At 75.3% G+C, this 12,441-nt stretch carries 11 protein-coding genes; 3 read left to right on the top strand and 8 right to left on the bottom strand.

The window, feature by feature from the left end:
* Positions 1 to 274 precede the first annotated feature (274 nt).
* Positions 275 to 757: a ribonuclease E activity regulator RraA gene (rraA, locus tag LQU92_RS12580; RefSeq protein ID WP_230781093.1), complete on the top strand. Its 483-nt coding sequence runs from the start codon at positions 275 to 277 to the stop codon at positions 755 to 757.
* A 6-nt stretch (positions 758 to 763) separates the two neighbouring features.
* On the opposite strand, the gene LQU92_RS12575 is transcribed toward rraA, so the two are convergent.
* A complete protein-coding gene (locus tag LQU92_RS12575; RefSeq protein WP_230781092.1) occupies positions 764 to 2,803 on the bottom strand; it encodes an NADPH-dependent 2,4-dienoyl-CoA reductase in 2,040 nt (679 codons plus the stop codon).
* A 340-nt stretch (positions 2,804 to 3,143) separates the two neighbouring features.
* Positions 3,144 to 3,383 (bottom strand): hypothetical protein, encoded by a 240-nt coding sequence (locus LQU92_RS12570; RefSeq protein WP_230781091.1) that lies wholly within the window; start codon positions 3,381 to 3,383, stop codon positions 3,144 to 3,146.
* A gap of 183 nt (positions 3,384 to 3,566) precedes the next feature.
* Here LQU92_RS12570 and LQU92_RS12565 point away from each other — a divergent pair, with 183 nt between their 5' ends.
* A complete protein-coding gene (locus LQU92_RS12565; protein ID WP_058857992.1) occupies positions 3,567 to 4,127 on the top strand; it encodes a Dps family protein in 561 nt (186 codons plus the stop codon).
* Positions 4,128 to 4,207: 80 nt separating this feature from the next.
* A complete protein-coding gene (locus LQU92_RS12560; RefSeq protein WP_230781090.1) occupies positions 4,208 to 5,023 on the top strand; it encodes an endonuclease/exonuclease/phosphatase family protein in 816 nt (271 codons plus the stop codon).
* A 13-nt stretch (positions 5,024 to 5,036) separates the two neighbouring features.
* Here the strand turns inward: LQU92_RS12560 and LQU92_RS12555 are convergent, their stop codons facing one another.
* Genes LQU92_RS12555 through LQU92_RS12530 form a run of 6 tightly spaced genes read right to left on the bottom strand, consistent with a single transcriptional unit; the run spans position 5,037 to position 12,282 of the window.
* Positions 5,037 to 6,704 carry a DASS family sodium-coupled anion symporter gene (locus tag LQU92_RS12555; RefSeq protein WP_230781089.1) on the bottom strand — a complete coding sequence of 556 codons (1,668 nt, stop codon included), beginning with the start codon at positions 6,702 to 6,704 and terminating at the stop codon, positions 5,037 to 5,039.
* A gap of 47 nt (positions 6,705 to 6,751) precedes the next feature.
* A complete protein-coding gene (locus LQU92_RS12550) occupies positions 6,752 to 7,780 on the bottom strand; it encodes an ABC transporter ATP-binding protein (protein ID WP_230781088.1) in 1,029 nt (342 codons plus the stop codon).
* Positions 7,777 to 8,841, bottom strand: coding sequence for an ABC transporter ATP-binding protein (locus tag LQU92_RS12545; protein ID WP_230781087.1), 1,065 nt, complete (start codon positions 8,839 to 8,841; stop codon positions 7,777 to 7,779). The genes LQU92_RS12550 and LQU92_RS12545 overlap by 4 nt, the downstream gene beginning before the upstream one ends.
* The gene (locus LQU92_RS12540) at positions 8,841 to 9,794 is read right to left on the bottom strand and encodes an ABC transporter permease (RefSeq protein ID WP_230781086.1); all 954 of its coding nucleotides are present in this window, start codon (positions 9,792 to 9,794) and stop codon (positions 8,841 to 8,843) included. The genes LQU92_RS12545 and LQU92_RS12540 overlap by 1 nt, the downstream gene beginning before the upstream one ends.
* Complete coding sequence (locus tag LQU92_RS12535) at positions 9,791 to 10,747, bottom strand: ABC transporter permease (RefSeq protein ID WP_101850854.1); 957 nt, start codon at positions 10,745 to 10,747, stop codon at positions 9,791 to 9,793. The genes LQU92_RS12540 and LQU92_RS12535 overlap by 4 nt, the downstream gene beginning before the upstream one ends.
* The gene (locus tag LQU92_RS12530; protein WP_230781084.1) at positions 10,744 to 12,282 is read right to left on the bottom strand and encodes an ABC transporter substrate-binding protein; all 1,539 of its coding nucleotides are present in this window, start codon (positions 12,280 to 12,282) and stop codon (positions 10,744 to 10,746) included. The genes LQU92_RS12535 and LQU92_RS12530 overlap by 4 nt, the downstream gene beginning before the upstream one ends.
* Between the last annotated feature and the right edge of the window lie 159 nt (positions 12,283 to 12,441).

The following is a 12,441-nucleotide window of genomic DNA, read 5'->3' as shown; positions in this document are numbered from 1 at the left end:
GGTGGGCGCCCGTGACCGGGCGGGTCCGGGCCCTGCCCGGCCCGTCGTGGCGGGGAGGAGCCCGGCCACGACGCCCGCCGGTTCACCGCCTGCTCCCCGCCGGGAGCGGGCCGGCGGCACCGCTCCTGCCCGGCCGCTCCCGGCGAGGAGGCCCGTCCCGGGCCCCGGCCGCTCCCGGCGAGGAGGCCCGTCCCGGGCCCCGGTCGCTAGGCTGGGGGCGGAGCGGGTCGGCGCCGCCGGCCCGGGCACCGCCCGCCGACGCCGAGGAGCACCCATGACCGAGACCCCGCGCCCGTTCGCCACCGCCGACCTCTACGACGAGCGCGGTGAGCAGCTGCAGTCCTGCCCCCGCCAGTTCCTCGACCTGGGCGGGGTGCGCGCGTTCACCGGACCGGTGCGCACGATCCGCTGCTTCCAGGACAACGGCCTCGTCAAGGCCCTGCTGAACACCCCGGGGGAGGGGGCGGTGCTCGTCGTGGACGGCCACGGGTCGATGGGCACGGCCCTGATGGGCGACATGATCGCGGAGGCCGCCGTGCGCAACGGCTGGGCCGGGGTGATCATCAACGGCCCCGTCCGCGACCGGGTGGCGCTCGCGCAGCTGCCGCTGGGCGTGAAGGCCCTCGGCTCGAACCCCCGCAAGTCCGCCAAGGACGGGGTCGGGGAGCAGGACGTGCCGGTGGTCATCGAGGGGACCACCTTCGTGCCCGGCCGCACCGTGTGGGCCGACGAGGACGGGGTGCTCGTCGAGGGCTGAGCCGGCTCAGCCGATGGCCGCGACGAGCTCGGCCGCCTGCCGGACCGCGCGCTTCGCGTCCAGCTCCGCGGCCACGTCGGCCCCGCCGATCAGGTGCACCGGCACCGCCGCGGCGTCGTGCCCGCCGGCCAGCAGCCGCTCGTGCAGCTCCCGCAGCGGCTCCTGGCCCGTGCACAGCACCACGGTGTCCACCGCCAGGACCTGCTCCTGCGGCCCGTCCGGGCCGGGCACGCTCACGTGCAGCCCGTCGTCGTCGATCCGCCGGTAGGCGACCCCGGCGAGCGTGCGCACCCCCGCCGCCCGCAGGGACGCCCGGTGGATCCACCCCGTGGTGCGGCCCAGCCGCTGCCCGGGCTTGCCCGTCGAGCGCTGCAGCAGGACCACGTCCCGCGCGGGGGGCCGCGGCCGGGGCGGGACGAGGCCGCCCCGGGCGGAGAGCGTCGTGTCCACGCCCCACTGCGCGTAGAAGTCCCCGGGCGGGCCGCCGGGGCCGTGCACGAGGTACTGCGCGACGTCGAAGCCGATCCCGCCCGCGCCGAGCACGGCCACGCGGCGGCCCACCGGCGCACCGTCGCGCAGGACCTCGCGGTAGCCCACCACGCAGGGGTGGTCGACGCCCTCGAGCGCGGGCACGCGCGGGACCACGCCCGTGGCGAGCACGACGCGGTCGTGGCCGGCGAGGTCCCCGGGCCCGGCCGCCGTGCCCAGCCGCACGTCCACGCCGAGCTCGGCCAGCCGGACCGACCAGTAGCGCAGCGTCTCGGCGTACTCCTCCTTGCCGGGGATCCGGTGGGCCAGCAGGAACTGCCCGCCGATGCGGTCCTCGGCCTCGAACAGCGTCACGGCGTGGCCGGCCTCGGCGGCGCCGATCGCGAAGGCGGCCCCGGCCGGCCCCGCGCCGACCACGGCGATCCGCTCGGCCCGGCGGGTGGGCCCCAGGCGCAGCAGGGTCTCGTGGCCCGCCCGGGGGTTGACCAGGCAGGAGGCGGTGCGGCCCGAGAAGGTGTGGTCGAGGCAGGCCTGGTTGCAGGCGATGCACGTGTTGACGGTCTCGGGCCGGCCCGCCGCGGCCTTGGCCACGAAGCGGGGGTCGGCCAGCAGGGGCCGGGCCAGGGAGACCATGTCGGCGTCCCCCGCGGCGAGGATCCGCTCGGCCGACTCCGGGGTGTTGATCCGGTTCGCGGCCACGACCGGGATCCCGACCTCGCCCCGCAGCCGGCGGGTCACCCACGCGAAGCCCCCGCGGGGAACGGCGGTGGCGATCGTGGGCACGCGCGCCTCGTGCCACCCGATGCCGGTGTTGAGCAGGTCCGCGCCGGCCTCCTCCACGGCCCGGGCCAGCCGGACGACCTCGTCGAGGGTGGCGCCCCCCGGGACCAGGTCGAGCATCGACAGCCGGTAGACCAGCAGGAACCCCGGGCCGGTGCGCTCGCGGACCCGGCGGACCACCTCGACCGGCAGGCGCAGGCGCCGCTCGAGGTCCCCGCCCCAGGCGTCCGTGCGCCGGTTGGTCTCCTCGGCCGTGAACTGGTTGAGCAGGTAGCCCTCGGAGCCCATGACCTCCACTCCGTCGTAGCCGGCCTCCTGCGCGAGCTCCGCCGTGCGGGCGAAGTCCTCGATCGTGCGCTCGATCTCCGCGGCGGACAGCTCGTGCGGGACCACCGGGCTGATCGGGGCCCGCAGCGGGCTGGGCGCCACGGCCCGGTCGCCGCGGGCGTAGCGGCCCGCGTGCAGGATCTGCAGGGCGATCCGCCCGCCCTCGGCGTGGACCGCGTCCGTGACCGTGCGGTGCCGGGCCACGTCCTCGGGTCCGGCCAGGACCGCCCCGCCCTCGCGCACGGCGCCCTCGGGGTTCGGGCCGATCCCGCCGGTCACCACCAGGCCCACGCCGCCGCGCACCCGCTCGGCGTAGAAGGCGGCCAGCCGCTCCGGCCCGTCCTCGCGCTCCTCGAGGCCCGTGTGCATGGAGCCCATGAGCACGCGGTTGGGCAGGGTCGTGGCGCCCAGCCGCAGCGGGGACAGCAGGTGCGGGAAGGCCGCATTCATCCGATACTCCTCGTCTCATGTACCGGGCTCACGGTAGGCGAGAAGTGACCGGGGCCACAAGCGGGCGGCCGCCCGGTGCCCGTCGGCGTCGCCGGAGCGGGTCCGTTCGCGCGACCCGCCGGGGCTCGACGTCCGCTGCGGCAGCGAGCCCCCGGTGGGCGACGGCGAGCGCCGACCGCTCCGGCCTGCGCCGACGGCGGGGCGCGGCGGGGTCCGCGGTCGGGTGCGCTGCGCCGGGTCCGGGGTCCGTGGGGTCGGTGCTCATGGGCACAGGCCGGCGGCGGCACCCTCTCGGGTGCCGCCGCCGTGGCGCGCCGTGGTCGTGCCGGCGGGACGCCGGTCAGTCGGAGGTCGGCGGCTGGTAGCCGCCCTCCGCGGGGTCCTGGTGCTCGCCGGTGATCTCGTGCTCCGGCCGGCCGGCCTCGCGCACGCCCGAGACCTGCTGGCCGGCGTTGGTCTGGCCGGTGGGCAGGGGTTCGCGGGCCATGTCCTCGGCGGGGGTGTCGGGGGCCGTGCCGATGTCCTCGGCCAGGTGCGGGTCGTCGGGGAGCTGGTCGCCGGAGGCGGGGGTCGTGTTCATGACCTCAGCCAAGCAGTGCGCCGGGGCCGTGACAAGGGGTGCGGATATCGCGCTCAGCGAATCGGCAGGGTACTGACAGTCGGTGCCGGCCGTGCCATAGTGGGGAGTGAACGGCTCGCCCGCCGAGCCGGTGACCCCAGCTGTCGAACGTGGCCCCTGCGGGGGCCGGAAGGAGTCGGACCCATGGCCGCCCAGAACCAGAGCAGCGCCCCCTACACCGTCCCGGGGCTGACCACGGAGAACGGCCACGAGGTGGCCCGGACCCTGCAGACGCGGCTGCACGCCCTCAACGACCTGCAACTGACCCTCAAGCACGCGCACTGGAACGTCGTGGGCCCCAACTTCATCGCCGTCCACGAGATGCTCGACCCGCAGATCGAGCTGGTCCGCGGCTTCGTCGACGAGCTCGCCGAGCGCATGGCCACGATGGGCGTGGCCCCCTCGGGCCTGCCCGGGGACCTGGTCGCCGTGCGCACCTGGGACGACTACTCGGTCGGCCGGGCCACCTCGGTCGAGCACCTCGCGGCCCTCGACGTCGTCTACAACGGGGTCGTGGCGGACCACCGCGAGGCCATCGGGAAGGTCGGCGAGCTCGACCCGGTCACCGAGGACATCCTCATCGGCCAGGTCCGCGAGCTCGAGCTGTTCCAGTGGTTCATGCGCGCCCACCTCGAGAACAGCGGCGGCGCCCTGGAGCACGGCGGCGAGACCACCGAGCAGGGCGCGGCGTCGGCCGCGCGCTGACGCGCCCGTCCGTGCACGGCGCTCCCCGTCCCGGCCCCCCGGACCAGCACGGTCCGGGGGGCCGGGGCGCGTTCACGGCCATGACCTTCAACGTGCGCCGGCCGCTGCCGCGCTACCGCCGCGGCGACCCGGACGCCTGGTTCGACCGGCTCCCCGCCGTCCAGCGGGTGCTCCGGGAGCAGCGTCCCGCCGTGACGGCCCTCCAGGAGGTCCACCCCGAGCAGGTGCACCCGCTGGCCGCGGCCCTGGGCCCCGGTCACGTCCTGCTCGGCGGCGGCCGCGAGGCCGGCGGGGGCGGGGAGGGGTGCCTGCTCGCGGTGGACACCGGGCGCTTCAAGGTCCTGGACTGGCGCCAGCGCTGGCTCTCGCCGACCCCGGAGGTGCCCGGCTCCCGCTGGCCCGGCGCGCCGTACCCGCGCACCGCGGTGCGGGCGGACCTGGCCGACCGCCGCACGGGCGCCGTCTGGCGCGTCGTCGCCACCCACCTGGACCCGTGGCCCGAGCGCGCCCGCCTGCGCGCGGTGGGTGCGCTGCAGACGGAGGCCCTCGACTGGGCGGGGCCCCTGCTGCTGCTGGGCGACATGAACGCCCCCGCCGGCCGGTCCCGCACGTGGGACGCCGTGCGGGCCGGCGGGCTGCGGGACGCGCTGCCGCCGGGGGCGCCCGGGACGTTCCACCGCTACCGGGGCCCCGGTCCCCGGGTCCCTCGCCTGGACTGGATCCTGCACGGCGGTCCCGTCCGGGTCCTCGACGCCCGGGTGCTCGCCGACCGGCCGCGGGGCCGGTGGCCCTCCGACCACTTCCCGGTGCTGGCGCGGGTCGAGACCGTGCCCGGCCCGCCGCACGACGGCGGCCCCGCCCCCGGGGAGGGGGCGGGGCCGCGGCGGCCCGGGTGAGCCGGGCGCGGGCTCAGTAGACGATGCCGAACACCCACACGGCCAGGCTCATCGTCACGGCGGTGATGAGCACGATGCCGATCAGGTTCAGCCACAGCCCGCCCCGGATCATCTGCCCGATGGTCACGTAGCCCGAGCCGAAGGCGATGGCGTTGGGCGGGGTGGCCACCGGCAGCATGAACGCGCACGTGGCGGCCAGCGCGACCGGGATCGCCAGGAGCATGGGGTCCAGGCCCAGCCCCAGGGCCACGCCGCCGGCCACCGGCAGGAACGTGGCCGCGGTGGCCGTGTTGCTCGTGAGCTCGGTGAGGAAGATGATCCCGGCCGTGAAGATCACGACGACGAGCAGCACCGGCACGGTCCCCAGGGCACCGGCCTGCTCGCCGATCCAGTCGGTGAGCCCGGAGGAGGAGAACTGGGCGGACAGCGCGAGCCCGCCGCCGAAGAGCAGCAGCACCCCCCAGGGGAGCTTGACCGCCGACTCCCAGTCGAGCAGGCGCACGCCCCGCTTCGCGCCGGCCGGCAGCAGGAACAGCAGCAGCCCCACGGCCATCGCGATCCCGGCGTCGCTGATCGGCGGGGAGTCGAAGACCACGGGGACGAACACCCAGCTCAGGGCCGCGAGGGCGAAGACCGCCAGCACGAGTTTCTCGCCGGTGGACATCGGCCCGAGCCGGTGCAGCTCCTCCTCGATCAGCCGCCGGCCGCCGGGGATCTCCCCGATCTCGGGCTTGAACAGCACCTTGGTGAGCAGGAACCAGGTGATCACGAGCATCACCAGCGACAGCGGCACGCCCACCAGCATCCACTGGCCGAAGCCGATGCTGATGTCGTGGCTCTCCTGCAGGTAGCCCACGAGCAGCGTGTTCGGCGGGGTCCCGATGATGGTCGACAGCGACCCGATCGAGGCGGCGTAGGCGATGCCGAGCATCAGGGCGGTGCCGAAGTTCGACTCGATGACCGCCTCCTTGACCTCGGCGCTCTGCGGGTCGGCCGAGGCCCCGGTCCGCGCGGGTGCGCGCGGGTCCGCGGCATCCCCGGCGTCCCCGGCGTCCCCGTCCGCCGGTGCGCCCGCGCCGCCCATCAGCCCCGGCAGCAGGAGCAGCACGGACACGCCGATGGGCAGCATCATGACCGCGGTCGCGGTGTTGGAGACCCACATGCTCAGGAAGGCGGTGGCCACCATGAAGCCGGCGACCATCTGCGCCGGCCGGGTGCCCATCACCCGGACCGTGCGCAGCGCGATCCGCCGGTGCAGGTTCCACCGCTGCATGGCCAGGGCGAGCAGGAACCCGCCCATGAACAGGAAGATGATGTTGCTGCCGTAGGAGGCGCCGACGTCGTCGACGGCCACGTCCTCCCCCAGGACGGGGAAGACGATCAGCGGCAGCAGCGCGGTGGCGGGGATGGGCACGGCCTCGGTCATCCACCACACGCCCATCAGCACCGCGGTGGCGGCCGTGAGCTTCGCGGGGTGGGCGAGGTCGCCCGGCAGCAGGACGTAGACGAGCAGGGCCAGGGCCAGGCCCGCCAGCAGGCCCGCCCACTTGATGCGGTGGGCGCGCGGCTCCTCGGCCGGGGCGCGCTCGCCGGGGGACAGGGAGTCGATCTCCGCCCCGTCGTCCGGGCGGGCGTCGAGGTCGTCGACGCGCGGACGGGGCTCGGACGGTGGTCGTTCCATGGCTTCTCCTCGGTGGTGGGTGGACGGGACGGCGGTGTCCCGCGGGATCAGGGTCCTCCGCGGTCCGGCGGGTCCGCGGCGTGCACGGCCGGCAGCCGCAGGCACGCGGCGCGGTGGCCGGGGGAGTGCGCCCCCGGCGGCGGGACCGGGGGCGGGACCGTCCCGGCGCACTCCGGCGCGGCCCACGGGCAGCGGGTGCGGAAGACGCACCCGGAGGGCGGGTCGAGGGGGGAGGGCACCTCGCCCTCGAGCGGGGCGGTCCGGCGGCGGCGCTCCGCGACGGGGTCGGCCGACGGGGCGGAGGCCGTCAGCGCCCGGGTGTACGGGTGGGCGGGGGCGCCGAAGAGGTCCCGGACGTCCCCGCTCTCCATGAGCCGGCCGAGGTACATCACGAGGACGTGGTCGCTCATGTGCTCCACGACGGCGAGGTCGTGGGCGATGAACAGGTAGGTGAGCCCCAGCTCGCCCTGCAGCCGGTTGAGCAGGTTCATGATCTGCGCCTGGACGGAGACGTCCAGCGAGGCCGTCGCCTCGTCGAGGACCACGAGGTCCGGCTCGCCCGCGAGGGCCCGGGCGATGCACACGCGCTGGCGCTGCCCGCCCGAGAGCTCGTGCGGGTACCGGTCCAGGAAGCGGGCGGAGAGGCCCACGAGCTCGAACAGCTCCGCGACCCGGCGGCGGCGCCCCTGCGCGTCCCCGCCGAGCCCGTGCACCTGGAGGGGCTCCTCGACGGCCCGCCGGACGTGCTGGCGGGGGTCCAGGGAGGCGAAGGGGTCCTGGAAGACCATGGCGATCCGCCGGCGCAGGGCCTTGAGCTCCCGCCCGCGCACCCGGGTGACGTCCCGGCCGTCGAGCAGCACGGTGCCCGCGGTGGGCTCCACCAGGTGCAGCAGCGCGTTGGCCACGGTGGACTTGCCGGAGCCGGACTCGCCGACCAGGGACACCGTCTGCCCCCGGTGGATGTCGAAGTCGATCCCGGCCACCGCCCGGACCACGCCCCGGCCGCGGCCGGTGGGAACGGGGAAGCCGACCTGCAGGTCCCGCACGCTGAGCAGCGGCCGGTGCGCACCGGTCATCGGGGGCCTCCTCGCCGGTCGGAGCCGTCGGCGGGTCCGGTGCCGCCGGTGCTGCCGGTGCGGTCGCCGTAGAAGCTGCGGACCACGTGCCCGGGGCCCACCGGGGTCTGCGGCGGGCGCTCGGTCTCGCAGCGGGGGTCCCCGCGCACGGGGCAGCGGTCCCAGAAGACGCAGCCGGGGGGCAGGCGCCGGGGGTCCGGCGGGCTGCCGGGGACCACGGCCAGCTCTCCCTTGTGGCCGGCCGTCTGCGGACGGGCCGCGAGCAGGCCCCGGGTGTAGGGGTGGCGGGGATCGGTGAAGAGCTCTTCGAGGGGCGCGGACTCCACGACCTGCCCGCCGTAGAGCACGGCCACCCGGTCCGCGATGCCCGAGACCACGCCCAGGTCGTGGCTGATCCAGATCACGCTCATCCCCCGGGACTCCTGCAGCTCCTTGACCCGCTCGAGGATCTGGGCCTGCGTCGTGACGTCGAGGGCGGTCGTGGGCTCGTCCGCCACGAGCAGGTCGGGACCGCAGGCCAGGGCCACGGCGATCATCACGCGCTGCTTCATCCCGCCCGAGAGCTGGTGCGGGTAGGCGCAGAGGCGGGACGGCGGGTCGGGGATGCCGACCGCCTCGAGCAGCTCGAGCGCCCGGAGCCGGGCCTCGCGGCGGGTGAGGCCGAGGTGGAAGCGCGGGGCCTCCGTGAGCTGCTGCTCCACGGTCAGCACCGGGTTCAGGGACGTGGAGGGGTCCTGGAAGACGAAGCCGATGCGCCGGCCGTGGACGCCGCGCAGCCGGCGGGGGTCCATCCGCACGATGTCCTGCCCGTCCAGCAGGGACCGCCCGCTCACCCGGGCGGGCGGGGAGCCGATCAGACCCGTGGCCGCGAGCACCGTCATGGACTTGCCGGACCCGGACTCGCCCACGATGCCCAGGGTCCCGCCCCGGGGGACGGAGAAGGACACGCCGTTGACGATCTCCGCGGGGCCGATCCGGACGGCGAGGTCCTGGACGTCGAGCAGCACGTCCCGGTCGGCGGCTGCCGGGGCGGTGGTGCCGCGGGGCCCGTCCGTGCGCATCAGGCGCTCCTGCGGATCTCGTCGGCGGTGCGCTGGCGCGGGTCGAGGACGTCGCGCATGCCGTCGCCCACCAGGTTGAAGGCCAGCACGGTGAGGAAGATGGCCAGGCCGGGGAACACGCTCATCCACCAGGCGTCGTAGACGAAGGCCTGGGCGTCGTAGAGCATCCGCCCCCACGAGGGCTCGGGCGGCTGGACGCCCAGGCCCAGGAAGGACAGCGCGGCCTCGGAGAGGATCGCGAAGGCCAGGGACAGGGAGGTCTGGACCGTGACGGGGCCCATGATGTTGGGCAGCACGTGCCGGCGCAGGATCAGCCCGTCGGAGGCCCCGACGGCCCGGGAGGCCTTGACGTAGAGCTCCTCGCGCACGGCGAGCGTGGAGGCCCGCGTGATGCGGGCGAAGACGGGGGTGTAGACGACCCCGATCGCGATCATGGCCGTGCCCAGCCCGGGCCCCAGGACGGCCACGATCGCCATGGCCAGCAGCAGGATGGGGAACGCGAAGAGCACGTCGGCGCCGCGCATCACGACCGTGTCGAGCCAGCCGCCGTAGAAGCCGGCCACGAGCCCCAGGCCCACGCCGACCACCAGGGCGAGGCCCACGGCCACGAGCCCCACGGTCAGGGAGATCCGGGCGGAGAGCACCACGCGGGAGAACACGTCCCGGCCGAGCTCGTCGGTGCCGAACAGGTGCGCGCCCGAGGGCGGCTGCAGGGCGTTGACCACGTCGATGTCGTTGGCCCCGTAGGGGGCGATCCAGCGGCCGAGCACGGCGAGCAGGACCACGACGACGAGGACGGCCAGCCCCGCGGCCGTGACCTTGTTCGACAGGAGCATCCGCAGGGTGCCGGTGCGGGCGGTCTGCCCCGGGGTCTCCGCCGGTCCGGCGGGCCGCGGGGCGGGGCCGGCGGCGTCCGGGGCGCGGTCGGGCGGGGGCTTCGCGGGGCTGCTCATGACGCACGGATCCTCGGGTCGACGACGGCGTACAGGATGTCCACCAGCAGGTTGATCAGCAGGAAGACGAGGGCGATCAGCAGCACGGCGCCCTGGACCACCGGGTAGTCGCGGGCCGCGACGGCGTCGAAGACCAGCCGGCCCAGCCCCGGCCACGCGAAGACCACCTCGATGACGATCAGCCCGCCGAGCATCGTGGCGGCCTGGACGCCGGCCACCGTGAGGATCGGGACGAGCGCGTTGCGCAGCACGTGCCGGCCGACCACCGTGCGCCGGGGCAGTCCCTTGGACCGGGCGGTGCGCACGTAGTCGGAGCCGACGACGTCGAGCACCGCCGAGCGCACGTAGCGGGTCAGGATCGACCCGGAGACCACGCCCACGGCCAGGCCCGGCAGGACCACCCGCTGGAGCCAGCCCCAGGGGTCCTCGGTGAAGGGCACGTACCCGGACGGGGGCAGCAGCCCCAGCACCGTGGAGAAGACGATGATCAGCAGCAGCCCGAGCCAGAAGTCGGGGACCGAGACGCCGAACTGGCTCACGGCGCGGATCCCGCCGTCGGCCGCGGAGCCGCGGCGCAGGGCGGCCCAGGTGCCGAGCGGGAACGCGATGAGCAGCGCGACCGTGATGCCGGTGAGGCCGAGGGAGACGGTGGCCGGCAGCCGGTCCAGCAGGATCAGGGTGACCGGCTCGCCGCTGCGGAAGCTCACCCCGAGGTCGCCGGTCAGGGCGTTGCCGAGATAGGCGAGGAACTGCACGGGCAGCGGCCGGTCCAGCCCGGAGGCCTCCCGCAGGGCGTCGTAGGACTCCTGGGTGTAGCGGGTGCCGAGAGCCACCCGCACGGGGTCCCCGGGGACGAGCTGGAGGAGGGCGAAGACCACGACCAGCACCCCGAGGAGCACCACCGCGGTGTGCAGCAGCCGTCGGGCGAGGAACCTCAGCAGCGGGCTGCTCATCCCGTGCCCTCCTCGAGCCGGACGTCCTTGAACCGCACGGCGCGGTCCGGGCGGGGCTCGTAGCCCTCCAGCTCGGGCGCCCACGCCTGGACCACGTCGGGGTTGTAGAGGTAGACGTAGCTGGCGTCGTCCACGATCCGCTCCGCCGCCCGGTCGTAGAGCTCCTTGCGGGCCTCCGGATCGGTCTCGGTGCGCCCCGCGTCCAGGAGCCGGTCGACCTCCGGGCTGCTGTAGCCCTGGGCGTTGTTCGAGCCCTCGGAGTGGTGCTGGTTGTAGTAGTAGTCGTTGACGTCGACGTTGCCGAGCCAGCCCAGGAGCAGCATGTCGAAGTTCCCGCGGGCCTGCTCGTCGAGCCAGGTGGCGAAGTCGAGGGTGCGGATCTCCGTGGCGACCCCGATCTCGGCGAGGTTCGCGGCGACCACCTGGGCGGCCGTGACCGTCTCGGGGTACTCGTTGGTGACCATGAGACCGACGGTCCGCCCGGCCAGGCCCGAGCTCTCGGCGAGCTCGCGGGCCCGGTCGAGGTCCTGCTCGAAGGGCGCGTACTCGTGGTACCACACGGAGGTCTCGGGGACCGCGGTCTGGTTGACGGTGGCGCTGCCGTACCAGGTGACCTGGGCGAGGGCCTCCCGGTCGAGGGCCTGCGCCACGGCCCGGCGCGCGTCGCGGGAGTCGAAGGGCGGGCGGGCCTGGTTCATGGTGAGGTACCAGTAGTCGGTCGAGGGCACGGAGGCGACCTCGACGTCGGGGTTGCGCCGCAGGGACTCCACCCGCTGCGGCGGGATGGAGTCGGTCCAGTGCACCTCCCCGGCGGTGAGGTCCGCGAGCGCCGTGGTGCCCTCCGAGATGAACCGGTAGACGACCCCCGGCACGTGGGGCCCCTCGCCCCAGTAGTCCTCGTTGGCGCGCAGGGTCACGGCCGTGCTCGCGGCGTTGCCCACGACCTCGAACGGGCCCGTGCCCACCGGGTCGAGCTGCACGTCCCCGCTCTCCACATTCCCCCGCTCGACGATGGCCATGCCCTTGTACCCGCCGATCGCGGCCAGCAGCGCGGGGGTCGGCTGGGACACGTCGATGCGCACGGTGTGCTCGTCCACCGCGACGACGTCCTCGACCGCGGCGAGGCGGTAGGCGTTGGCCAGCTGCTCGTCGATGATCCGGTCGTAGGAGTAGACGACGTCCTCGGCGGTGAACGCTGAGCCGTCGTGGAAGGTCACGCCCTCGCGCAGGTGGAAGGTCCAGGACAGCTGGTCCTCGCTGACCTCCCAGGACTCGGCCAGGGCCGGCTGCATCTCGAGCTCCGCGTCCGGCTCGACGAGCGTGTCGTAGACGTTCTCGAGGATCTGGAAGGAGAAGTAGGCGCTGGTGCTGTGGGGGTCCAGCTGGTCGGGCTCCCCGGCGATGGCGACCTCGAGGTAGCCCTCGGTGTCGACCTCGCCCGCCCCGGCGAGGTCCACGCCCTCACCGGCCGAGCAGCCGGCCAGCACCAGCCCGAGGGCGGAGGCCAGGGCGGCGGTCCGTGCTCCGCGTGCCATCCGCGCCTCCCGGTGGTAGGAATGTCCCGTCGTCCCGGACGCGGCACGGGGTCCCCCGAGCGTGCGTCCCGGAACACCGGTCCCTCCCACCCTACGCACGGGCCGGTGGGCCGGGCCACACCCCGGCCCGCCCGCGCGTGCCGCGCCGACCGCGGCGCC

Source organism: Kocuria sp. LUK (assembly GCF_021012935.1).
GTDB classification, from domain to species: domain Bacteria; phylum Actinomycetota; class Actinomycetes; order Actinomycetales; family Micrococcaceae; genus Kocuria; species Kocuria flava.
Note: the sequence above shows the minus strand (reverse complement) of the source record. Positions and strands in the feature narration are given on the sequence as shown.

Coding starts and splice junctions, on each gene's coding strand:
- LQU92_RS12535 (WP_101850854.1), bottom strand. CDS start 10,747: ATGAGCAGCCCGCTGCTGAGGTTCCTCGCCCGACGGCTGCTGCACACC.
- LQU92_RS12545 (WP_230781087.1), bottom strand. CDS start 8,841: ATGCGCACGGACGGGCCCCGCGGCACCACCGCCCCGGCAGCCGCCGAC.
- LQU92_RS12555 (WP_230781089.1), bottom strand. CDS start 6,704: ATGGAACGACCACCGTCCGAGCCCCGTCCGCGCGTCGACGACCTCGAC.
- LQU92_RS12575 (WP_230781092.1), bottom strand. CDS start 2,803: ATGAATGCGGCCTTCCCGCACCTGCTGTCCCCGCTGCGGCTGGGCGCC.
- LQU92_RS12570 (WP_230781091.1), bottom strand. CDS start 3,383: ATGAACACGACCCCCGCCTCCGGCGACCAGCTCCCCGACGACCCGCAC.
- LQU92_RS12560 (WP_230781090.1), top strand. CDS start 4,208: ATGACCTTCAACGTGCGCCGGCCGCTGCCGCGCTACCGCCGCGGCGAC.
- LQU92_RS12530 (WP_230781084.1), bottom strand. CDS start 12,282: ATGGCACGCGGAGCACGGACCGCCGCCCTGGCCTCCGCCCTCGGGCTG.
- LQU92_RS12540 (WP_230781086.1), bottom strand. CDS start 9,794: ATGAGCAGCCCCGCGAAGCCCCCGCCCGACCGCGCCCCGGACGCCGCC.
- LQU92_RS12565 (WP_058857992.1), top strand. CDS start 3,567: ATGGCCGCCCAGAACCAGAGCAGCGCCCCCTACACCGTCCCGGGGCTG.
- LQU92_RS12550 (WP_230781088.1), bottom strand. CDS start 7,780: ATGACCGGTGCGCACCGGCCGCTGCTCAGCGTGCGGGACCTGCAGGTC.
- rraA (WP_230781093.1), top strand. CDS start 275: ATGACCGAGACCCCGCGCCCGTTCGCCACCGCCGACCTCTACGACGAG.